The sequence below is a fragment of the Mucilaginibacter sp. SJ genome (assembly GCF_028993635.1).
In the GTDB taxonomy this organism is placed as follows: Bacteria; Bacteroidota; Bacteroidia; order Sphingobacteriales; family Sphingobacteriaceae; genus Mucilaginibacter.
In genome coordinates, this window is the sequence record NZ_CP118631.1 from 1,044,861 (window position 1) to 1,065,839 (window position 20,979).

17 protein-coding genes are annotated in these 20,979 nt (G+C 40.8%); 4 read left to right on the forward strand and 13 right to left on the reverse strand.

Going from position 1 to position 20,979, the window contains the following annotated elements; translation table 11 throughout:
• Positions 1 to 72: 72 nt before the first annotated feature.
• From MusilaSJ_RS04150 to MusilaSJ_RS04175, 6 genes are all read right to left on the reverse strand, one after another.
• Positions 73 to 2,172: a hypothetical protein gene (locus tag MusilaSJ_RS04150; RefSeq protein ID WP_274988807.1), complete on the reverse strand. Its 2,100-nt coding sequence runs from the start codon at positions 2,170 to 2,172 to the stop codon at positions 73 to 75.
• Between the two features lie 47 nt (positions 2,173 to 2,219).
• Positions 2,220 to 3,323: a S8/S53 family peptidase gene (locus MusilaSJ_RS04155; protein ID WP_274988808.1), complete on the reverse strand. Its 1,104-nt coding sequence runs from the start codon at positions 3,321 to 3,323 to the stop codon at positions 2,220 to 2,222.
• Positions 3,323 to 4,378, reverse strand: a complete 1,056-nt coding sequence (locus MusilaSJ_RS04160; RefSeq protein WP_274988809.1) for a hypothetical protein — start codon at positions 4,376 to 4,378, stop codon at positions 3,323 to 3,325. The genes MusilaSJ_RS04155 and MusilaSJ_RS04160 overlap by 1 nt, the downstream gene beginning before the upstream one ends.
• Before the next feature lie 194 nt (positions 4,379 to 4,572).
• Entirely contained in the window at positions 4,573 to 4,887 is a 315-nt protein-coding gene (locus MusilaSJ_RS04165; RefSeq protein WP_274988810.1) for an HTH domain-containing protein, read from the reverse strand.
• A gap of 104 nt (positions 4,888 to 4,991) precedes the next feature.
• Positions 4,992 to 5,567, reverse strand: coding sequence for a dihydrofolate reductase family protein (locus tag MusilaSJ_RS04170; protein WP_274988811.1), 576 nt, complete (start codon positions 5,565 to 5,567; stop codon positions 4,992 to 4,994).
• A 62-nt stretch (positions 5,568 to 5,629) separates the two neighbouring features.
• Complete coding sequence (locus MusilaSJ_RS04175) at positions 5,630 to 6,052, reverse strand: DoxX family protein (RefSeq protein ID WP_274988812.1); 423 nt, start codon at positions 6,050 to 6,052, stop codon at positions 5,630 to 5,632.
• Positions 6,053 to 6,209: 157 nt separating this feature from the next.
• Here MusilaSJ_RS04175 and MusilaSJ_RS04180 point away from each other — a divergent pair, with 157 nt between their 5' ends.
• Positions 6,210 to 7,190 carry a GlxA family transcriptional regulator gene (locus MusilaSJ_RS04180; RefSeq protein ID WP_090525495.1) on the forward strand — a complete coding sequence of 327 codons (981 nt, stop codon included), beginning with the start codon at positions 6,210 to 6,212 and terminating at the stop codon, positions 7,188 to 7,190.
• Between the two features lie 230 nt (positions 7,191 to 7,420).
• Positions 7,421 to 8,815 carry an arginine decarboxylase gene (locus MusilaSJ_RS04185; RefSeq protein ID WP_090525492.1) on the forward strand — a complete coding sequence of 465 codons (1,395 nt, stop codon included), beginning with the start codon at positions 7,421 to 7,423 and terminating at the stop codon, positions 8,813 to 8,815.
• Positions 8,816 to 8,872: 57 nt separating this feature from the next.
• Here MusilaSJ_RS04185 and MusilaSJ_RS04190 read toward each other — a convergent pair whose 3' ends face one another.
• From MusilaSJ_RS04190 to MusilaSJ_RS04220, 7 genes are all read right to left on the reverse strand, one after another.
• Positions 8,873 to 9,106: a hypothetical protein gene (locus MusilaSJ_RS04190; RefSeq protein WP_274988813.1), complete on the reverse strand. Its 234-nt coding sequence runs from the start codon at positions 9,104 to 9,106 to the stop codon at positions 8,873 to 8,875.
• Positions 9,107 to 9,124: 18 nt separating this feature from the next.
• Positions 9,125 to 9,526, reverse strand: coding sequence for a hypothetical protein (locus MusilaSJ_RS04195; protein ID WP_274988814.1), 402 nt, complete (start codon positions 9,524 to 9,526; stop codon positions 9,125 to 9,127).
• A 262-nt stretch (positions 9,527 to 9,788) separates the two neighbouring features.
• Positions 9,789 to 10,805 carry a PorP/SprF family type IX secretion system membrane protein gene (locus tag MusilaSJ_RS04200; protein WP_274988815.1) on the reverse strand — a complete coding sequence of 339 codons (1,017 nt, stop codon included), beginning with the start codon at positions 10,803 to 10,805 and terminating at the stop codon, positions 9,789 to 9,791.
• Between the two features lie 2 nt (positions 10,806 to 10,807).
• Entirely contained in the window at positions 10,808 to 14,338 is a 3,531-nt protein-coding gene (locus MusilaSJ_RS04205; RefSeq protein WP_274988816.1) for a PKD domain-containing protein, read from the reverse strand.
• A gap of 658 nt (positions 14,339 to 14,996) precedes the next feature.
• Complete coding sequence (locus tag MusilaSJ_RS04210) at positions 14,997 to 15,701, reverse strand: NUDIX hydrolase (RefSeq protein ID WP_090525482.1); 705 nt, start codon at positions 15,699 to 15,701, stop codon at positions 14,997 to 14,999.
• 174 nt (positions 15,702 to 15,875) lie between these two features.
• On the reverse strand, positions 15,876 to 17,636 hold the full coding sequence (locus MusilaSJ_RS04215) for an ABC transporter ATP-binding protein (protein ID WP_274988817.1): 1,761 nt from the start codon (positions 17,634 to 17,636) through the stop codon (positions 15,876 to 15,878).
• A gap of 35 nt (positions 17,637 to 17,671) precedes the next feature.
• Positions 17,672 to 19,465: an ABC transporter ATP-binding protein gene (locus MusilaSJ_RS04220; protein WP_274988818.1), complete on the reverse strand. Its 1,794-nt coding sequence runs from the start codon at positions 19,463 to 19,465 to the stop codon at positions 17,672 to 17,674.
• A 209-nt stretch (positions 19,466 to 19,674) separates the two neighbouring features.
• Between MusilaSJ_RS04220 and MusilaSJ_RS04225 the strand changes: the two genes are divergently transcribed.
• Both MusilaSJ_RS04225 and MusilaSJ_RS04230 read left to right on the forward strand, forming a co-directional pair.
• On the forward strand, positions 19,675 to 20,307 hold the full coding sequence (locus MusilaSJ_RS04225) for a MarR family winged helix-turn-helix transcriptional regulator (protein WP_274988819.1): 633 nt from the start codon (positions 19,675 to 19,677) through the stop codon (positions 20,305 to 20,307).
• Positions 20,308 to 20,334: 27 nt separating this feature from the next.
• Positions 20,335 to 20,934, forward strand: a complete 600-nt coding sequence (locus tag MusilaSJ_RS04230; protein ID WP_274988820.1) for a GNAT family N-acetyltransferase — start codon at positions 20,335 to 20,337, stop codon at positions 20,932 to 20,934.
• Positions 20,935 to 20,979 lie beyond the last annotated feature (45 nt).

Consider the following 20,979-nt stretch of genomic DNA (forward strand, 5'->3'; position numbering starts at 1 on the left):
TTCAAGCTGTAAAGGCGTTGCCTTCCTTTGCCCTCGATTTATCGTTAGCCGACGAACCATTAATCAAATCTGTTAACGCCCTTTAGTAAACAAATTGAGTATCGGTATATCAACTAAAACCCCAACCGACCAACGAGTATATAATTTATTATCGCCGTAAGAGTTAGTTATCACGTCTTTATTGGCTCCTGTTAAACTAACACTACGCAAATTGGGAGCAACCTGGAAACCACCCGAAATTGAGATTGGTGTGGATGGTATGCCTATAGATAAAAACAAACCGGGACTTATGATATTCTTCAGCTCAATTTTTGGCACCTGTGCTACAGTAGCGCTGGTATCTTTTGCTATCGGGGTACTTTCGGATGTAAAGCGGTATGAGGCAAGTGCGCCGATATCAATTAAAGAAACAAAAACAGAAGTCGACCATTTTTTATCGCCCGTAGGAACAAATAATAAACGGTGCCCCCAGCTAAATGAAATTCCTACCGGTGCTGATAGTCCGTATGCGCCTTTATACTTTTCATCAATGCCATGCACTTTTTCGCTACCTACATAAGGGCCAACATAGGCGTTCAGAGCGACATTAAAAATAGCCTCGCGTTTAACGGTTGAACTGCCTACCGGTAAAGCAATTGCTTCAATAGCGTTTTTTACTTCGTCGCTGTTTTTCGCTTTTGATACCTCCGCGGCGAAATTGGCATATTTAATAAACATTTTATTTATTGCCGGCCACTCGGCGAACGCTGCAATTTTTGTTTCAAGTTCATTTATTTCTTTCTTTATGGCTGTTTTGGCGACTGCATCCTGTAGTTTATCATATTCTGCTTTTTTTTCTGCAAGATTTCTAACTAAATCCTGTTTTATCGGGTTGGTAACGACTTTATTAATAAACAGGTTATCGTAAACGCCGCTAAGCTCAACTATGGCCGATGGGTACTGTTTTTCGTAAACATCAATGTAAACGTTGCCAAGGCTACGGGCTGATGACAGATATTGATCAATCTTTGGATCTTTCCTGTCAATCATCGCTATAGTGATATTAGCCGGGTTGACATTTAAAAGCAATGGCGATTTCAATAATTGCTCAAAAAGGTTAAGGGATGAATTATAAAGCGCGTAATAATCCTGGTAATTAAAAGTGTTTTCACCTTTTTGCTGAAGCTGCTTTAAATTAATAAAATACCTGTTTACTATCGTTGCTTTTTGTATAAGTTCAATGTTATACTTCTGATAAATTTCCTCAAATTTTAAAAAGTCACCACTACGGTCTTTGAGGAATTGCCTCATAGAACCCTCTTTAAAATTAATATCTTTTTTTTCCAATTGCTGGTAAAGCAAACCAAGGTAGATTTGGAAAGTTACAGAGCTATTAAACAACATCTTTGCCGAATCGACATCAACCCAGTATTTATCTTTCTGATTTGAACGTAATGATTGTGAAAAAAGATCGAAAGCCTGCAATGCCGGATATACATTTTCATTTACAAGCCGTAAGGTGCCATTGTCTGCTTTATTAACCAGGTAGTTATGAAAAATATCCCCGGGATGGGAACCCTCATGAAACTCGTTGGCTATATACAAGGCATCAATGAAGATTATCCTGACATGAGGCATGGCAGCAAACAATTGATCCATGCACGGGTCTTCAATCAAATTGGAAACATTGGGAAGTAATAGTGCCAGATCTTTTTGAAATGATTCCCGGAGCAAATCGGTATAAGCGGCGTAGTTATAGATCTCAACATCTATAGCCGTAAGTGATTTGTAAGTAACCGGAAATAATAACTGCAATTGCCTCGTACTGTCCAGTTCTTTTTTAAACCGCGAAAAAAAGGCCGTTGAAAGTTCTTGTTTTGTTCGTTCCACCAAAAACTTTGCAAGACCGTCGGCAAGATTGGTAACATCAAGAGAGCCTATGGATTGTATTAATTCGGATGGGCTGGGTATTGTCCCCCCGCTTGCACCGCCAGCTTCATAAATCCCGTTCAGATTAAAAAACGGGTTTTTCTTAATAACAGTGTCTACATTGGTGGTGTTTTTAAGATTAAAATAATAAGCAAACAGCGGCTTATTTTGTGGGCTGATCCTTATTTTCCCGTCTTTGTCGTAAAGGCTTTTTAAATATAATACATCATAAAAAACGCGCCTTTCGGGTTGTTGTGCAAACATTTTGCAGGATAGAAGCAAGAGCAAAAAAAGAGAGGCATATTTATATTTCATACAAAATCGTTAAAAAAATTCAATAAAAGTTCGGGTTTTAGCAATGGAAGATCGAAGGATACCGGCGGGTTCCCATCTTCAGTTATAATGAAGGTTGTTTTCTGCGTCATAGCCGCCAATTTTTCAGTGATCGCAGCCAATGAATAACTAAAATTCATTTTTTGAATCATCAGCGCAATTATGCCCGATGTAATAGCCGTCGCAAAACTACTCCCGCTATCAGCTATCAATTCGTTATTCTGATCATATGATTTTATTTGCGAGCCATTGGTCACCAGCGATAGGAACTCATTTATACAAGGATAGCCATTCTCTTTATCCGGAACCATGCCAACCCCGATTGTATTTTTTAAACAGGCCGGATAGTATTTACTTGTATCTCCAAATACTATCGAATTTCCGATAGAACAAACAACTATTTTATTGTTAGCTACGGCATTGTTTATAGCCTCCTGAATTAAACCTTTAGTGACTTCATTGCCTAACCCTGATGACCAACTAATTGAAACCACATGAATATCAGGCATTTTTGCGCACCAATTAATCGCGTCAGCATATCTTTGGGCATCTCTCTCCGTGTTTTCAAATGTTCTTTTTTCGGATATTTTACAGGCGAATAAATTAGAGCCCGGAGCCACACCGACATGGTTGCCGCTGGTATTCCGTAGCCCAACAAGGGAGGCACAAAATGTACCATGACCGGCGTTGTCTTTTATCTCTACATCATCATCGCCATAAACATAATACTTACTCTGATTATAAAACAGGTCTGTTATGCCCGGCGCAATGCCAGTGTCAACCACAGCAACACCAACGCCTGTACCTGCATACCGGCCCCAAATCTCCGGCAGGTTCAAGTCAATCATCCATTGCTGATAATTGCTCCCGGTACCATCTATTTGTTCGGCCCCGCCGCTCCAATAATGACTATTGGCATCGTCACCCACTTTATACCAGGTATTGTTTCCATCAAGTTCCTCTCCCTGCACAATCCCGGTTACTTCTATAACGTCGCCCGGCTCTCTTACAGCACCGGTTTGATAGGTTGTATGAGCGCCTCCTACCCTGGTATTAAGCAGCTTGGTTACTTTAATACGCATTAGCCTACTGGTTTTACGGTTACGGTAGTGTTTTTAGTTGGCGTGGTTGCTTCTTCTTCGGGCTTTTTGCCTGCCGCACGTAAACTTACAATTTTATTGATCAAATCGAACCAAAAGGGAGCGCCTAACATTAAAGCTACAGCTGTTAATAATAAACCCATTATTTTGATTAAAAGCGACAAAAAGTTTTGGCAAAATGTTTTACCCTTCAAATCCGGAGTATTTTGTGCCGTCCAGCCAACAGGGATGCCTGCGTTGTTCATAAACGTTTTAACCGTACTCACCTGATTTACAACTTTTTTTCCATCGCGTAAAGTTTTGCTTGTGTCAACACGTGCATTTTTAATTACGGTAATCTTGTCTGCTTCAAATTCAATAAAATCGGTGTTAGGATTATATTTTTCTTTATTAAGTTGATTAACTGTAGATTGAACGTTGTCGGCGGTGTGCTTAAGAACGTCTTGCTTGCTCCAGAGTTTATTTACGATATTGATGGTATCAACATTTAAGGAGGCGCAGATTACTACCGAAATAATAAATACAATAAACTGGGACGATCGTTTGTAAACTCCCGAGGCCCTGTCCATGGCCGAATTATAAAATGTTTCAATCTGTTTTTGAAAACTCTGAAGATCGCCCTGGGCGCGCTCATAAAAATTAAGAAGAAGTTTCCTGATCCCGGCAGAGATCCCAACCTGTGCCGCTATGCCGTCATCTGTTAAAACATCCCTGATCTTATTCATATCAAGGATAATATTTTCATCGTCTTTAAACTGATCCATTAAAGCTGCAGCGAAATTGCCCGCCGGGATATATGATGGCAAACTGCTTGAATCTTTTTTTAAAGATGTAATGTTCGGATTATTATAAAGCTTCTCAGCTATTTTTTTCCAGTCCTGGTCAAAAAGTAAACATTCAATAGCATTTTTCAGATACTCTCCCCGCTTGTTGAGCAGGGCAGACAAATACTCGTGAACTGTACTAACAGTTAGGCTCAGCGAAAAATAGGTGAACGACAGTGTGAGCGCCAGGTCAATAATTGGGGAATTAAACATAAGGTTGTGGGTTTAGCAGGCGTAAAAAATATTTTTCAATTTACAAAGGAATGCACCGAATATCAATCCGTTAAAACACGGTATTTTCATACGTATTTTTGCGCAACCGTCAGTGTTACATCGCTTTAAATTGGATCAAAACAGCGAAGGCGTAAGTTTTTATGAATTGCCGAAGAATTAAGATATTACGACGATCAGTTTTGAGAATCTTTATTTACCGCATGCGGAATAGTCAATAATACCTCATTTTTTATGGCCGGCGGAATAACCAGCATCGGCTGAGAAATAATCTCACTTTTACTATCCGGCGAAAGGCAGCTTGCAACTAAAACTAAACATCCCTTTTCAGCTTCAAATGTCACTGTTATTTTTAGTTGCTTCAGGCATTCAAGGTCCTGGTAGGCTGTACGGGTACTGATATGAAAATGTGATTTCAGCAGGTCGATAGAAACCACATCCCTGGTTTGCAGCAGCACCAATACTCTGAGCAACCTGTCGGCTCTGTTCATAACGGATCACATTTTTTCATACAAAGGTGTAACTCGCTATTGACAACAGTGTGTCAGCAGTAAAATGCGTTTTTAAACCGGCTGGTTCGATTCTGTTACCTACGTTAATTAGGTGATTGGTAAACCATCAAAATAACACCCGATGAAAAAACTTTCTTTAAAACCAGTTTTAAAGGCAAGTTGTTTTTTACCTCCTTGAAAAGCGACTTACCATTGCCTAAAATTACTGGGTGGATCCAAAACTGGTACTCATCAACCAAATTCGCGGCCATCAGTTTTTTGACCACACGGATGCTTCCGTAAGTAAGAATGTCACGGCCCTGCTGCTTTTTTAAATGCTCAACAACCCTCCTTAGATTTCCTTTGAACAGTAATGAATTGTTCCACCACACGGAGGTCATTGTTGAGGACATAACCACTTTTTGGTAATTGTTCATCATATCTGCATAAGCAATATCCGTACGGGGAAAGTTCATACACTTAGCCTGAAAGGGCCAATAGGCAGCCATAGCCTGATACGTGTTTTTGCCCAATAAAATAGTATCAGCCCGGCTAAGCAATTCTGTTGTTGTCTCGGCTATTTCATCCGTCCAGTATTGATAGTGCCAATCCAGGCCCTCATCCTCTGCTGCTACAAAACCATCCAGCGTAATGTTTAAGGATACGATTAGTTTGCGCATGGTAATAAACAAACAAACCGGGTTTATTGATAAACCCGGGATTTATAATTAAACCAATAACATTAAGCCAGTTCGGTATTTCCGGCAAATTTAGTGTTGGTTAAGCCTAGTTCTCTTACCTGCTCATACCTTTTCCATAAATAGTAGGTAAAAAACATAACAAGCAGCATAACTACCGGCGGAATGAGCATTGCAGCCTTGGCTCCAATAGCAAGCCATGATAAAAATGCACCGATAAAGCTAATGGTGAAGCCTGAATAAGCCCATTCTTTAATAACCAGGTACCTGGTTTGCGCTATGGCCAATACACCTGCTATTTTTGCCCATCCCATAATAACCATGAGGTAAAAGGGATAACCAAGTTTAGCTAATGAATCTTTGCCCGCCTGCTGCATAGTGATTCCCCCATAAGCATCGCCAAGCATAGCCAATAAAAAAAGGACGGTAAAGATCCAGTACAGGGTTTTAATTGTTTTTGGTTTCATGATGATATTTGTTTTGCGTGATTATATGTTTGTTAACGATACAAAGTTATCTGGGACAATAAAGTTGTGTAGCACGTAAAAAGGACTTGTTAAGGGGTTGTTTGCGACTTTAGTGTTCACTATCTTTATCCCAGATAACCAGTTATACAATAAAAAAATGAAACATGTTGCCATTCTGATACCCAATGAAGCAGTTTTAGCCAGCATAGTTGACGCCCGAACCATTTTTACAGGTGCCAACGATTTTTTACAATCGATGGGGAGGCAACCTGTTTTTGACGTACAGATGGTTGGGCTTTCTAAAGAAGTTAAGGTGCATGGCGGCATGTTTTCGGTTCATACGGATATTTTATTAAGCGATCTGCAAAAAAGCGATATGGTAATCATCCCTGCCATAAGCGGTGATCTTCAAAACGCGGTAAACGTAAACCGGGATTTTGTACCGTGGATCATCAACCAATACAATAATGGCGCAGAAATAGCAAGTCTTTGCATCGGCTCATTCATATTGGCGTCTACGGGATTATTGAACGGTAAAGAATGTTCCAGCCATTGGATCACAGCCGATGCGTTCAGAAATATGTTTCCGGAAGTGAAACTGGTTGACGGACGTATTGTTACCGAACAGCAGGGTTTATATTCAAGCGGTGGTGCCACTTCATACTGGAGCTTATTATTGTTACTGATTGAGAAGTATGCCGGCCGGGATATAGCCATCATGGCCGCCAAAATCTATGCTTTGGAGATCGACCGGAAAAGTCAGTCCCCTTTTGCGATGTTCACGGGACAAAAAAAGCACGAGGACAATCCTATAAAGCAAGCCCAGGAATACATAGAAAATAACGTTACTGAAAAAATCTCAGTTGAAGACCTGTCATCAATGTACGCTATTGGCCGCAGGCATTTTGAACGCCGGTTTAAAAAAGCCACCAATAATACGCCGGTTGAATATATACAACGCGTAAAAATTGAAGCAGCCAAAAAGCAATTGGAAAGTACCCCCAAAAACATCAATGAGGTAATGTATGATGTTGGGTATACCGATGCCAAGGCATTTCGTACAGTTTTTAAAAAGATCACCGGGCTCTCGCCAATTGATTACCGTAATAAATATAACAAAGAAGCGGCTGTAGCATAGGTATGTCCATCAGAATTTTGGACTTCTGCTAACTCTCGGTTACCTATACTCCAGCTTTGTTATTATCGAAAATACCTATTGATTATCAACCGGAGCCTATTGTATTGCAGCAAGTACTGACCAATCCGGCTTCCACCTTAAAAACATTACATTCTGTCAATAAAATTAATCCTAACAAATAGCCAAATATTCCGTTTAAAAATTACATTTTTGCCCCAAAATTTTTAAGGATGCAGAGTTATCAGGAATTTCTTGACTTAAGTGTAGGCTTTCCACAGGATGGTTTTGAGATCATCGACGATGAACTATACTTTCAGGACCTAAATTTGATGGAGATGATTGAAACGTACGGTACTCCCCTACGCTTTACTTATCTGCCTATGATATCCAAAAAGATCCAGCAAGCCAAATTGCTGTTTCAACAGGCCATCATCAAAAACAACTATCGCGGCAGCTATAAATACTGCTATTGTACCAAGAGCTCGCATTTCAAGCACATTGTTGAAGAAGCCCTGAAAAACGAGATCCACCTGGAAACATCATCGGCGTTTGATATGCCTATGATTGATGCGCTGGAGAAAAAAGGTACTGTAACAAAGGATATAACCGTAATATGCAACGGCTTTAAAACCTTCCAGTACAAAACATATATTATTGATATGCTGCATGATGGCTTTAAAAACATCATTCCGGTATTGGATAATAAAGAAGAATTTAACCTTTACGACGACGAAATTGAGATGGACACCCCTTGCAACCTGGGCATCCGGATTGCAGCTGAAGAACAGCCTGATTCTCAGTTTTATACTTCACGTTTGGGTGTGCGTATGGAAGATGTTATTGATTTTTATCATAACAAAATTGAGGATAACCCTAACTTCCAGGTTAAGCTGTTACATTTCTTCATCAACTCCGGTATATCCGATACACCATACTACTGGAACGAGCTTGAAAAATATGTAACTCTTTACTGCAAATTCAAAAAAGTGAATCCGCATCTGGATACGCTTGACATTGGCGGTGGTATGCCATTTAAAGACTCGCTGGTTTTTGATTTTGATTATGAATACATGATCAACGAAATTGTAAGCCGGATCAAAGAGATCTGTGCCGAGCATGACACCATGGAACCGGATATCATTACCGAGTTCGGTAAGTATACTGTAGCCGAAGCTTCAGGCATCTTGTACAAGGTATTAGGCCGTAAACAACAAAACGATCGCGAACGCTGGCTGATGCTTGATGGCTCATTCATTACCAATCTACCTGACGTTTGGGCGCTGAACCAAAAATACATCCTGTTGCCGGTTAACAACTGGGATTCGGAATATGAACGTGTAAACCTTGGGGGTATTACCTGCGATGGGCAGGATTATTACAACCAGGAAGCGCATATGAACAGCGTATTTATGCCTAAAACCCGTAAGGTGCAATATTTAGGCTTCTTTAATACCGGCGCCTACCAGGAAGTATTAAGTGGCTACGGCGGTATCCACCACTGCCTGTTGCCATCACCCAAGCATGTGATCATTCGCCGTAACAGGGACGAAACATTTAACTTTGAGGTATTTGGAGAAGAGCAAAACAGCAAGCAAGTATTGAAAATTCTGGGTTATACCACGTAACGGTATATCTAATCATAACAGCATAAAAAAGGTGGCCATTTCGGTCACCTTTTTTGCTTAACGGCCTATGGTGCCATCTCCGACACCTGCTCCTTCAACATTTGGATCCGGAAGATCAGCCAGGCTCCCATCCTCATGTAAAACTTTAAAGTGTTTTCTTTGAGGACCTCTTGTTTCAAGACAGGGATTGTTTCGGGCAGCATAGTTATAGCTGTCTGTAATGTTACTTTCCCTTGTCTCCTTAATATTACCCTGCCGGGAAGCAGGATAGTCATTTTTATAATCATTCATGATTATACCCTCCTTTTATTAAATCCCTTCAGTTCCTGGTTCGTGACCAACCATTCTGCCTGTAGTGCGTCCTTGCGGGCGGCTCTCAAAATCGGTTTTAGCTGGGCCCACCGACGGAAATTCCTTTTTATTCGGCGGTGTTACATCTGTTTGTTCGCTAAATGACGTATCGGCACTTCTGTTGGGCTGGTCAATCTCCGATTGGCTATGGGTACCCACCTGTTCGTCTTCGGTTTTTTCTACCTCAGGCTGTTCATCATAGTCTACTATATCGTCTACCTCATCCAGATCATCATCATCGTTTTCAAGATCACGGTTTGGATAGGCTTCATTACCATTCACAGAAAATGAATTGGTGTTGTTTTCAAAATCATTACGATCATTATCCTGGTTTCCCCAGTTTTCATTATTGGTATTCATAGGTTTTAATTTTAGTTGTCATTAAATAAACCCACGAAATAATTGTATTGTTTTATTTTTTATCCTTTTAAGAAATTAAATATCGTAAATTAAAACTATTATAGTTGTAATTATCAGGAAGCTTCGAAATGGTTTATAAATGCTTACGCTGCATGGCATAATTGCCTCTTCACAAGCCAAACCGAATTACAGAGCATAATTCGGACTAATTTTGAACGATACAACAATTTATGCGCCGGTATATTAAAAACGCTTTTAAGAATTAAAAAGTATGCTGAGGGCAAGTTACTTTATATCGATTATTAAGCAGGATGCCTAACACAATTTCATGCGAACCATGACTCACCGTGTTTAGGGCAGATGTCGTAAAATCATATGAATAGCCAACATTAATAAGCGAACTCAGGTTAAATCCAACCAATGCCGCGTATGAATCATTCCGGCGGTATGAACCACCAATCCAAAATCTGTCTTTGAATGACATTTTCATGTTCACATCAAAAGTTACCGGAACCGGTGCTATAAATTTCAACAAGGCTGAAGGCATAAGCGTAATATCATCAGATACAAAAAGCTTAACACCGCCAGTCACAAAATAATGCGGTACCGTTTTGTTTTGTACAGCAGTTGTCGAAGTAGTTACATATAAATTTTGCGGAAGGATTTGCTGTACCGAGGCGCCAAAAAAATAATTAGATGAATATGCCCATACACCGACTCCCAAATCAGGTTTCCACTGTGCCCCTGCAATGCTATTGATAGTTGGATCATTTTGGTCGACATACGTAAGTTTACTTTTGTCGATAATATTATGACTTACCCCGGCAGATACCCCTACCGCTAAATTTAACTTTTCGGTAAGGCCGAGGTGATAAGCATAAGTTGCGTCAATATTGGTTTGTGTTATCGGGCCTGTTTTATCAGACACTACCATTAAGCCTACACCATGATGCGGCTCGGCAGCCATGTAATTTTGTGTATATGACCTGCTTGATGGGTTTAAACCTCCACCCGCAGGAAATGCAGTAGCATCGCCCTGTAAAAACCGGTTACCTATAGGCGCGTTTACTGAAAAATAGGATGTTACCGGCGCGCCTTCAAGCCCTGTCCATTGGCTGCGATAACCCAGTTTTACATCGGTATAATTTTCAATACCACTTAACGCAGGGTTTAAAAGGTAATTATTGAATACGTATTGAGTGTACTGCGGCCGTTGCTGTGCTTTTGCCAATTGAATTGTTACAGCAATAATAAGTAGAGTATATAAAATTCGCTTCATTTTTATCTGATAATGGTCACATTACCGGCAATAACCTCCCGGCCATTTTTGGGGTCAATAATATAATAATAAGTCCCTGGAGGCAAATATAAGCCTTTGTATTTCCCATCCCAGGGTACACTATAACCAATTGACGAATATACCTTTTCTCCGAATCGGTTGTATACGTCAACCTTATTATTTGGATAACTTTCTAAATATTTAACATTCCAAATGTCATTTACCCCATCTCCATTAGGCGTAAACACATTGGGAACGACTAAAAACTTTAAAACCTTTACTGATACGCTGGCCATAGCCTGGCATCCATGTGCCGATGTAACCACTACCTGATAGGTAATATCCTGTGACGGGCTTACAACAGGATAAGCCACATCATCATGATCAAGGCCTGTTGCCGGTGTCCATTTATAACTTAAGTTATTATCGTTTACTATGGGTTTTAAAACGCGTTTTGTGCCTTCAAGCATAGTTAAATCCGGTCCTAATGAAACAAGTGGTGACGCATCCACTTTAACCTGCTGTACAACCGTATCAGCACAGGCATCAGCAGCCTTATAAATGTACCTGATATCAAATATGCCGGCATTGGAAACAGCAGGATTAAACACGCCATCGGCACTAACCCCGGCTCCTGAAAATACTCCGGAGCCTGCAGGGCCGTTAAGCTTCGGTATCAACTTATATGGTTGCGACTCGATGCAAAAAACAGGCGCAGGATCAAAGGTTACCACGGGAGATGCTTTTAACGTGAAAGGAACTTCTGCGAAACCAGAACATGAAGTTCCCGAATAAGCTACTGCCTGTAAAGTAACAGTGCGTGATCCCGCAGTAAACAAAGGGTATTTATGCCTTAGCTTTAATCCCAAAGCCGGGTGATCATAAACCACGGTAGTTGATGGATCGTTGCTGTCATAAGTAACCTCAAGCCTGGTGATCTCCCCGAAATTAACGGACGACCGGTTTTCAAAAAACACTTCCTGTGCACTGCATAAATCTGCCGGGTTTTGGACGATCACCTCAGCTTTTGGCTTACTGCCGTTAATTGTTAATGACTTTGAAGCCGATGAAGAGCATCCATTTTTTGAAGTAACCTTAAGTGTAACCTGGTAATTACCTGCTAAAAACTTGTGCTTAGGATTTTTCTCGTGGAAAATATTCGGGTTAGCTGGTGTTGCATTAGGGTCGTTAAAATTCCATTCGTAGGTAAAATCAGCTTCTGCGGCATCAGCAATTGTGCTTTGATAAGTAAATTGAGCAAAGTCATCTTCACAGGCATCGGGTAATAAAAAATCAACTACTGGCACAGGATAAATGTTAACAACCTGCGGAGTTATACCACTTGTGCAACCATTATCGTTTGTAACGGTGAGCTTAACCAAATAATCTCCCGGTTCACTAAACGTATGGTTAAACGGACTTTTACTGGTAAGGGTTTCAACAGGAGTACCATCACCAAAGTCCCATTGCCAGCTAATGATACTTCCTTCGGCAGATGTGGAGTTATCCGTAAATGTAACATCCTGACCTGTACAGCCTGGCGATGAATAACTAAACGACGCGACCGGCGGTTTTGAAACATGTATTTTTATCGGATCGGATGTTTCTCCGCAATCATTTTCATTTGTAACAAACAATGTAACCAGGTAATCGCCTGTCTGGGCATACTTGTGTACCGGGTTTTGTACCACATCAGTTATTCCATCACCAAAATCCCAATGCCATATTTTTATTTGCCGGGTACCCGATGTTGACTGGTCGGTAAATTTAACGTCGCTACCGAAGCAGGTATTTGCAAAACTAAACTTTACAACCGGCGGCACTGCGATGTTAAAATCAAACTGAATATCTTCGTTCGATCCGCATTCATCAGCAATGGGATTAAATACGGTAGCAACTACACTGTAGTCACCATCGTTATACACCTCATCTCCCGGATATTCATAGGTATAAAGCACCTTTGAGTCTTTTACTGTTGAACCGGTTGGTATTGGGTTATTGATAATAACGGGCGGGGTTCCATTTTTTAAATCCCATGTAATTTTATTTGTTTGAAACGGTAGCGTCAATTGCAGTTTATAATAAGTGCCAGTGCAGCCGTTTGCGTGTGTTGAATTGTCTGCCGGGTTTCGTAATACAATAAACTCATTCAGGTTTTTAAGATTGGTACCTGCAGCATAACCATATGATTCTGTTCTGCCAAACCCATAAGCTATCGCATTAAATCCATCTGACGCTCTGATATTATGCACGCCTGCATTTACGCTGATTTGGGCATACGAATATATACTGTTGGGGACTTGTGAAAACTGGGTATAAGGTTGCCCGTCGAGCGAAAAGGTAGGCACGGCAGCTGTTTTTATAATAACATTAATAAAATCGTTCTGGATCAGGTAATTAGGGGTTGAATTTAGCGTTACATGATCAAGTGTTTGTTCGATAGGCGTTAAATATATCATTTCGGGGTCGCCGATATCTCCGTTAATGAACTGGCAATTTAAGCCGTCGCCCTGGGTAACCGCGTATTGCACTACCTGAATTGGTTTATCAGCAGCGATGACATTGGTTGCAGTTGAAGTAAATTCATAGTAAAGGCCATTAATTAACCCTCCGTGGGGTGCTGCCCCATTTACTGTTACCTTTGTATCCGGCGAACTAAGTACTATTCTTAAAATATCATAGTTGCGTGTTTTTAAAGGCGCGGTTATATAATTTTTACCCCAAACCGCTAAAGGATAAACCTGCTGAAAAAGGTTATCTGATGATCCCTTATCACCCTGACACCCGATACTTATTTTTGAACTACCCGAAAAAACAGCAATTTTTTTGCAGGCGCTTGTGGCACTTACAATTGAACGGATACGGGTACCGGTTAAATCCGTAGCCGATAAGCCCTGGTACACCTCTCCTTTTTTTAAGTTTACGGTAAAGGGCTGGTTTGCGGGGATACCGTTCAGCAACGGCTGTGAGGGCGTTATTTCAACAGTGGTATTATCTTCTGTAGCTATTACTGCAAAGGTTGAATATGAGGGCACCCCTTCAGTATTTTTTGTACCGTTGTTTGAGTTTGATATTTGTTTATAGTTAATGGAGAGGTAATCTTTACCCAGGGTATTTACCGGCAGCAAAAGGGTTGCCCCGGATACATTTTGCGCAAAAATATGCGCGTAAACCGCGATGGGTTTGAGCGAAATTATATGGATGCCCTTTAAAAACTGTCCCTGGTTCCCAATAAAAGCTCCGGGAGGGATATCTACCGTTAATATATCATTTGCCTTAACCTGGTAGGTACCCGAAAAGCTGCCATCAGCAACTTCAACAGTTACAGATGTATTTGCATCGGCAGTTATATAAAGTTCCATCTGGCTGCCCCTGCCTAATGCGTCGGGATTGCCTGCTGCACCATCAACATGGTCAATATATGCAGTATAAAACTCCGTACCCTGGTTTGAACCTTGCGCGTTAGTGCAAATAGCAATGCATATGAAAATAAAAGAGAGGCTTAAGGACCGCAAAAAAAATATCTTGCTCAAAGGTATACAGTTGGATTTGGTTTTGTAGTATTAAACTAACCCTTTAAAAATACAAAAACCTTTAATTGATACGGCATGATTATATAAAATAACCAGCCGTTTAATTGCCCGGTCAATTTCATAATTAGCTACGTTTAATTTATAACTAAGCTCAAAGTGATCTTTCTGCAGATCATAAACTTCAAGAGCATTGGATTGTGTATTTCAGGGCGTCACGTTGACACGGTTTGGCGATGGCTTTCTGAACTATCTCCCTTATCAACAGTACCAATACCACTATCTAAAAACCCGGCCAGCAAGATACTGATAGCAATTCAAAAAATACTTGCTAAAACAGGGCAAACGTAACTAAACAGGGGTTAACACGACTTAACACATTTTAAATATCACACATTCAAATACCTAATAATCAATTATTTATATTTTTACAGGGTTAACACTTAACTGTTTTTTTAATTAATCACGCACATCCTACTGTTTGCATATGTTATTAGTAAAAGCATGCTGATACGACCTCACGTATTTAACCCGCATCACGCCATAAAACAAGTATCATTTGATACTAATAACCAACCGACGTCCTAACCTTGTTTCATTGGTTATAATAATAATAATAGGGCATCGTCATTAAAATATTAAAATGCATTGCTCCCGCATGCTAAAAAAACTTATCTGGGTTAGGTACCAAATTCAGGAACTTTTCAAAATTTTCTTCGTAATGGGACTGATCAAGCTTGTAATAAAACGCACCCTTCTTTGATGAGAGCTTATCCTTTTCAGGAAGCTTTACAAGCAAACCTGTTGAAAGTAGCTTACGGCTAAAGTTCCTGTCATCAAACTTGGTTTGATAAACACCTTCATAAAGGGCCTGTAATTGCGGGATGGTGAACTTTTCCGGAAGCAATTGGAATAAAATCGGGTGAAGTGCTGCTTTATAACGCAATTGTCTTTTAGCCAGGCGCACCATTTCATTATGGTCAAAGATCAGGTCGGGCATCTCATCCAGCAAAAACCATTCGGGGTGATATTCTTCGCTTAGCTGGGCCTCATATTTATGAATGTCGATAAGTGCGAAATAGGCAACGGAAAGTGTTCTTTCTACCGGATCACGCTCTGGCTTGCCAAATACCTGGAACTGCTCCATATACACATTCTTAAGCCCGGTACGCAATTCAAGCACACGGTTTGCAGCATCTTCCGGTGATTCGGTTGGCTTTATAAAACCACCTATCAGGCTCCACTTGTGTTTTTCGGGCTCAAGTCCACGCTGAACAAGCAATAACTTAATATTTGCCCCGTCGAATCCAAATATGATACAATCTGTCGCAACTAAAATGCGCGTTTCGCCGCTGTACTTATGCATAACTTAGGTTAAGTTTATATGCAATGGTAAAAATAATTTAGCAATTATTTAGTGTTGATCGGACAACTATTTTATACGCCGGCAATTTATCGGCAAAAATTTAAAACGATTTATCAAATCCGGATAAAAAACAAGGCAAAACCGTGATACCGCATATCCATATCCCAAGAAAGATCAGCTTACCCTCTTTCCCTGCAACAATAAATCCATAGCGTCATCAAATGATCCGGCCCTGATCACCTCACCCGAGTTTACAAAAAAGATCTCATCAGCATTTTCAATCGTATTTAAACGATGTGCTATGATTACCCTTGTAGTCGTTTTGGGCAGGTTATCCAAAATGTCGCTCAGCAATTTTTCGGTAATGGTATCAATGTTGGCTGTTGCCTCATCCAGTATCAAAATTTCCGGGTTGCGTAAAACAGCTCGCATAAAGGCAATAAGCTGCTTCTGGCCTAAACTAATACTATCGCCACCTGACAGAACTTTGGTGTCCAATCCCTCCTCAAAAATTGCCAGCAGGCTGCCCAGGTTAGCATCCCTGATCACCTGTTCCATTTCGTCGTTGGTATGATCTTTAAAAAGCTCGTTGCCATACAGGATATTATCCCTTACCGTACCTGTAAACAGGAACGGCTCCTGTAAAATAAAGCCTATTTTTCGGCTGCGTTCCTCGGCCGTAAAACTCCTGATATCTTTTCCGCCAAGTAATACCAGTCCTTTAGTAGGGTCGTACAAGCGTGCTATTAGTGAAGCAGTTGTTGTTTTGCCGCCACCTGTAGGGCCCACTAAGGCATAGGTTTTGCCGCGCTCTAATTTAAAGCAGATATTATGGAGGATCTCCCGGCTTTCATCATAACTGAAATGCACATGCCTGAACTCTAATAAAGCAGCATCAGGTTCGTTAATGCCTGCCTGCAGCACCGGTAAATCAGTTTCAAGGGATAAGATCTGCGAGATCCTGTCCCAGCCCGCCATCGCCAGCTGAAAGTTTGTCCATAAGGCAGCTAATTGCCTTAACGGGTTGTAAAAATTGGTAGCATATGATAAGTAACTCACCAGCAACCCGATAGAGAACATACCTTTACTGATCAGGTAAATGCCAAAGCATAGTACGGTAAGCTGGGCCATGCTGGCAAATAAACCATATACCGGCACAAAAACGTTGTTAGCCAGGCCCGATCCAATGGCTGTTTTATAGTTTTGATTGTTAGCTATGTCAAAACGCTTCCTGAAATAATCGCGCCGGTTAAAAGCGATGATCACTTTAAAATTATTAATGCTCTCCTGGATCTCACCGCTCAATGCACCTGTACTTTTCAGGTTGGCGGCGTTCTTTCTTTTTATCCATGGTGATAATACCAGCGTTAAAAACAGGATCACCAACGCCGGAGATAAAGCAGCCGATCCCAGCTCAATATTGATAGCCAGCAAAAAAATACCGGCTCCAATCATAATAGAGATATTGCCGATAAACTGCATCAGTGACTGGGAGAAGAATTGATTAAGCTTATCGGTATCGTTATTAACCCTCGATATCAGGTCACCTGCCTTATTCTGATTAAAAAAGGCTACCGGCAACTGCTGTAACTTATTAAAGATAGAATTGCGCAAGGTAAACAACATCCTTTGCCCCACCCCGCCCATTAGCGTGGTTTGCTTATAGCTGGTAAATAAAGCTACCAGGTACATACAAAATAAAATAGCTGCATTATGTAAAACTCCGCTAAAATCCTTGTGCTGCACATATTTATCAATAGTATGACCAATAATAAGCGGCCCGAGCAGGTTAAGTGTAGAGTTAACAAGGATGGCAAAAAAAGCAATGATGAGCGTACGCTTTTCATGGGCTATCAGCTGGAGCAGCTTTTTTAACCCGGCCAGCGTAGAAGTTTTTGGCTGATTTTTACCTAATTGGTTAAGATCGTAGTTCATTGTAATCAATATTTTTTCAGTCGTTAACTTTATGTTTAATGGTTAACACCCTGTTCGTAATTGCTGGTGCTTTGCTGTGAATTAAAGATCTGTACATAATCCGGACTCGTTTTCATCAGCTCATCATGTACCCCACTGGCCACTATTTCGCCTTGCATCAATAATATGATTTGGTCATAGTGTTCAACAGATGCAATTTTCTGGGTTACGGATATCAGCGTTAAGCCAGGATAATTTTTTTGGATGTTAGCCAGGATCTTCCTTTCTGTGTTGTTATCAATCCTGGCAGTAAAATCATCAAGCAGCAAAACCTTTGGATTAACTGCAAGTGCCCTGGCCAGCATAATGCGTTGCTTTTGTCCGCCCGAAAGGCTTGAACCCCGTTCAGAAACAATGGTGCTCAATTTGTCGGGCAGGTTATCGATAAACGTACTTAACTCGGCCGTTTCAATAGCTTTTTGAAGCGATTCATCAGTTACGGTATCACTGAAAGCGATATTTTCACGGATGCTCATATTAAAGATGATACTGTCCTGAAAAACAAAGCCAACCTGCCGGTGAAAGGTTTCGCTGTCATATTCGGCAAGGGCTTTACCGTCAAACAGCACTTCGCCTGCCGTAGTATTGATCAAACCTGTAAGCAGGTACAACAATTGTGTTTTACCGGCAGATGTAGGCCCGATGATTGCGATCTTTGATCCCGCCTTTACTTTAAATGAGATGTTTTTCAGCGCCGATTTCTGGCCGTAGGTTATGGTAACATTCCTGAGTTCAACATCACCGCGCAGGGTATCTTTCAACGGACCGCCATCGGTGACATCCGGTGCATTCAAAACCAGGCTGATCCGGGTAAATGAGGCAGTGGCCTGAGCTATCAGGTTGCTCATAAAACCCAAAATAAATATCGGGAATATCAATAACGACAGGTAGCTGTTGAAAGCCGCGAAACTACCCAGGGTCATGCTGCCGCTGATTACGAAACGCCCGCCCATTACCAAAATAGTAAATGCTGCCATGTTAGCGGTAAACGTTACAATGGGAATGAGGCCGGCAAAAAAACCAAGGATCTTTAAGCCGTAATCCTTTGCTTCGGTATTGGCAGCAAGGAATTTATTGTATTCCAACTGCTGCGAGTTGATCACCCTGATGAGTGCTGCGCCAAGTATGCTCTCGTTAATTACCTTATTAAGCTGATCGATAACACCGCGGCTTTTCATAAACAGAGCACGTACGTTTTTCAAAACGTAAAAAAAAGTACCGCCTATAATAGGAATAATAGTGATCACAACCAACGCAAGTTTCCAGTTAATGGTAAGCAGCATCACACTGCAGCCAATAATGATAAACAGCGATGATACTATGGAAACCAAAGCCTGCGATACGAATAGTTTGATCGAATCGATATCCGAAGTAAGGTTGGTTAACAGTTTTGATGGATTTGCCTGTTCGATAAAAACATGGGTTTGGCGGGATATTTTATCAGCCAGTTGCTGCCTGAGATCACGTGCCACTTTTTCAGATGCATATATTTGAACAATTGCCTGTAAGCCTGCAAACAAAAACACCACAATAGTTGCCGTCAGGAATTTGGCCATAACCTCATTTATCACAAAATGATGATTGGAGTAGGCATCAATACCGTTAGCTATAATTTTAGGCAGCCAAAGGTTCATGGCGTTGCCCAGTAATGCAAATAATAATAGTAACGCCACAAGCCCTTTATATGGTTTTAGCAAACTAAATACACCGGGAGGTTTACTGTTTGTTTTTTTTGTAGGATCAGGTTGCATAATGATCTTTGATTTATAATTCTCTTTTGCGGATCTCAAATCGCGTCTTTATTATGGTTGACGACTGAGCTTGCAAAACATTTTTATTTCAATCTAAAATTATTGAAATAAATCAGAACGGAACGGTAAGCCATTCTCATTTTCCATATATTTCTATTTTGACATAATTTGACAAATATATTTCTATTTGGGAATAATTAAAACATTTTAGAAATAAATTTATAATTTTACACCTAAACCGGAATAAAATGAAACCAATAGTGCAATTAGTTGACGAATGGACTGCTTTTGAAGAAGTAAGCGAACAACCTACTGTAGAAGCATTTTGCAGATATTACCTGCAAAAGCAACGCCCAAAGCCTAAACAAGCCGGCAAAAAAGGTGAGCGCATCATGAACGGCGCATACCTGCTTAAAACCCTTGGCCGTATCTTAAGCGCTTATTCCCTTTATTTCCGGTCGGCAGTTAACCACATCGGCATCCCTCCTGCCGAAAGTTTCTATTACCTGAACGGCTTGCTTCACCTTGGTGAAGTAAGAAAAAGCGACCTCATCAATTATATGTTTGCCGAAACAACCACCGGTATGGAGGTCATTAACCGGCTCATCCGGGAAGAGAAAATAGATGAACGTACCTCACCTGATGATAAACGGGCTAAGCTTATCAAAATAAACCAGAAAGGCCTTGCCGCACTCGATGAATACTATAAAATTTCGGGCAAAGTGGTTGAGATGACGTTTAAAGGGGTTGATGATGATATTTTAACCGATTGCTATGAAATGCTCAAATATTGTGAGCAGCGGAACTCCACTGTTGCTATCGAACTAAAAAATAAACCTTTTGACCAAATGTATGAGCTTGCAATAGCCAATAAAGCTTAACTTCAGTACCAGTAATAACAACTAACGATGAGCACTGCATTCCACCCCGAAGCAACCTATGTTTTAGAAGACGACAGGGTACTATTACGCCCCTTACAGGAAACTGACCTTAACTACCTGCTGTCTTTTGCCATCAACGAACCCGATACCTGGAATTATTCGCTCACAAGTGCCGCTGGCGAGGTCGGCATGCGGGCTTATATTAAAGCAGCTGCTAATGGCCGCGCTACAGGTAAGGAATATCCTTTTATAATTTTTGATAAAGCAAGCGGTGAATGTGCAGGCAGTACCCGCTTTTATGATATTCAGCCAGCTCATCAAACGCTCCAATTAGGATATACCTGGTATGGCGAAAAATTTAGGGGTAGCGGCCTTAACAAACATTGTAAATTTTTGCTGCTTCAATTTGCCTTTGATATACTTGCGATGGAACGCGTGGAATTCAGGGCAGATGCCCGCAATCAGCGAAGCATAGCTGCCATGAAAAGCATTGGCTGTACAGTTGAAGGCGTTTTGCGAAATCATACGCCTCTTGCCGATGGCAGCCGCCGTGACTCGATAGTACTGAGTATTTTAAAAGAAGAGTGGGAAAACAAGATACGACACGATTTGAAAAGCCGCCTTTAAACTCAATGTCAGTTAAAAGTAAAGATGGCATAATACTTGGGCATT

What these genes read in the sequence shown, in the direction of transcription:
- MusilaSJ_RS04225 (WP_274988819.1), top strand. Translation starts at nt 19,675, where the DNA reads ATGAAACCAATAGTGCAATTAGTTGACGAATGGACTGCTTTTGAAGAA.
- MusilaSJ_RS04200 (WP_274988815.1), bottom strand. Translation starts at nt 10,805, where the DNA reads ATGAAGCGAATTTTATATACTCTACTTATTATTGCTGTAACAATTCAA.
- MusilaSJ_RS04230 (WP_274988820.1), top strand. Translation starts at nt 20,335, where the DNA reads ATGAGCACTGCATTCCACCCCGAAGCAACCTATGTTTTAGAAGACGAC.
- MusilaSJ_RS04215 (WP_274988817.1), bottom strand. Translation starts at nt 17,636, where the DNA reads ATGAACTACGATCTTAACCAATTAGGTAAAAATCAGCCAAAAACTTCT.
- MusilaSJ_RS04165 (WP_274988810.1), bottom strand. Translation starts at nt 4,887, where the DNA reads ATGAACAGAGCCGACAGGTTGCTCAGAGTATTGGTGCTGCTGCAAACC.
- MusilaSJ_RS04175 (WP_274988812.1), bottom strand. Translation starts at nt 6,052, where the DNA reads ATGAAACCAAAAACAATTAAAACCCTGTACTGGATCTTTACCGTCCTT.
- MusilaSJ_RS04155 (WP_274988808.1), bottom strand. Translation starts at nt 3,323, where the DNA reads ATGCGTATTAAAGTAACCAAGCTGCTTAATACCAGGGTAGGAGGCGCT.
- MusilaSJ_RS04210 (WP_090525482.1), bottom strand. Translation starts at nt 15,701, where the DNA reads ATGCATAAGTACAGCGGCGAAACGCGCATTTTAGTTGCGACAGATTGT.
- MusilaSJ_RS04180 (WP_090525495.1), top strand. Translation starts at nt 6,210, where the DNA reads ATGAAACATGTTGCCATTCTGATACCCAATGAAGCAGTTTTAGCCAGC.
- MusilaSJ_RS04185 (WP_090525492.1), top strand. Translation starts at nt 7,421, where the DNA reads ATGCAGAGTTATCAGGAATTTCTTGACTTAAGTGTAGGCTTTCCACAG.
- MusilaSJ_RS04160 (WP_274988809.1), bottom strand. Translation starts at nt 4,378, where the DNA reads ATGTTTAATTCCCCAATTATTGACCTGGCGCTCACACTGTCGTTCACC.
- MusilaSJ_RS04170 (WP_274988811.1), bottom strand. Translation starts at nt 5,567, where the DNA reads ATGCGCAAACTAATCGTATCCTTAAACATTACGCTGGATGGTTTTGTA.
- MusilaSJ_RS04150 (WP_274988807.1), bottom strand. Translation starts at nt 2,172, where the DNA reads ATGTTTGCACAACAACCCGAAAGGCGCGTTTTTTATGATGTATTATAT.
- MusilaSJ_RS04190 (WP_274988813.1), bottom strand. Translation starts at nt 9,106, where the DNA reads ATGAATGATTATAAAAATGACTATCCTGCTTCCCGGCAGGGTAATATT.
- MusilaSJ_RS04195 (WP_274988814.1), bottom strand. Translation starts at nt 9,526, where the DNA reads ATGAATACCAATAATGAAAACTGGGGAAACCAGGATAATGATCGTAAT.